Annotated in this window: 1 protein-coding gene; it reads right to left on the bottom strand. The window is 52.6% G+C overall.

The annotated features are described in order from the left end of the window. Positions 1-1243, bottom strand: a protein-coding gene (locus J3L16_RS15780) for an IS3 family transposase (RefSeq protein ID WP_207614023.1) whose coding sequence is annotated in 2 segments (ribosomal slippage) — positions 1-907 and positions 907-1243 — 1244 coding nt annotated over the 2 segments. Because the reading frame shifts where the segments join, the coding sequence is not laid out codon by codon here. This gene is flagged as partial in the annotation. Between the last annotated feature and the right edge of the window lie 85 nt (positions 1244-1328).

Below are 1328 nucleotides of genomic sequence, written 5' to 3' on the forward strand. Positions count from 1 at the left end.
GGTGTGACGTTGTTGAGGCTCTCGTGGTAACGTTGGTTGTTGTAGTAGTCGACGAAGGCCCCGATCTGGCGTTCGAGATCGCCAGGTAGGTAGTAGTTTTCCAGCAGGACGCGGTTCTTCATAGTCTGGTGCCAACGCTCTATTTTGCCCTGAGTTTGTGGGTGGAACGGTGCACCACGGACATGCTTCATGTTTTGCTTGCCCAACCATTCAGCCAGATCACCAGAGATATAGCAGGAGCCATTATCGCTGAGCAGGCGTGGCTTGTGGCGCACGACGGCTTGGTCGCAACCGGACGCAGTCAACGCCAGCTCGATCGTATCCGTCACATCCTCGGCCCGCATGTTGGTGCAAAGCTTCCATGCAATGATATAGCGGCTGTAGTCATCCAAGATTGTACTGAGATAGTACCAGCCCCAACCAATTATCTTGAAGTAGGTGAAGTCTGTCTGCCACATCTCGTTGATAGCTGTCGTTTTATCTTTGAACTCGTCAGCCGCTTTGATCACGACATAATCAGGGGCAGTGATCAGATCAGCAGCTTTGAGAATGCGATAAGCTGATGATTCAGAGACAAAATACCGTTTCTCATCGGTGTATTTGACCGCCAATTCCCGTGTCGACAGCGCCTCGTGTTCGAGTGCAAACTCAATCAGACCATCGCGCCTTGCATCAGGGATACGGTTCCAGACCGACTTCGGGCGCGGCGATCCATCGGCCAGTGCATCGAAGCCACCATCAACGTAGCGATCATACCATCGGTAAAATGTCGTGCGTGGGATGCCCAACATGTCGAGGGTCATCTTGGTGGGTAGGTGCGAACCCTCCACAGTGCGGATGATTTCCAGTTTCTCTGAAGCAGAATACCTCATTCCTCGTATCCCCCACTTCCTGTCATGCTTTTTTTGAGCAGACGGTTCTCAAGAGTCAGATCGGCGACGCATTCTTTCAAGGCCAGCGACTCTGAGCGCAGCTCCTTCACTTCAGGCGATGTGGCTTGACGTGCCGTGTCCCCAGACAGACGGCGTTTGCCTGCCTCCAAGAATTCTTTCGACCAGCTGTAATACAGGCTCTCTGCGATCCCTTCACGGCGGCACAACACTGAGATGCTTTCCTCGCCACGCAAGCCCGCCAATACAATGCGGATCTTCTCTTCAGCTGAATAGGTTTGCCGGGTCTTGCGCCGGATGTTTTTAACTACCTTCTCGGCGGCGTCTTTCGATGTCTGCGGTTTCTTCGTCATCTCGATCTCCTAATCGATAAGATGAACCAGAAATCCTCCGTTATTCAAATCCCCAAATCTGTCCCACGGGTGCTGACGTCAGACA

The organism is Alteromonas sp. 5E99-2 (assembly GCF_017368475.1).
Lineage (GTDB): Bacteria > Pseudomonadota > Gammaproteobacteria > Enterobacterales > Alteromonadaceae > Alteromonas_F.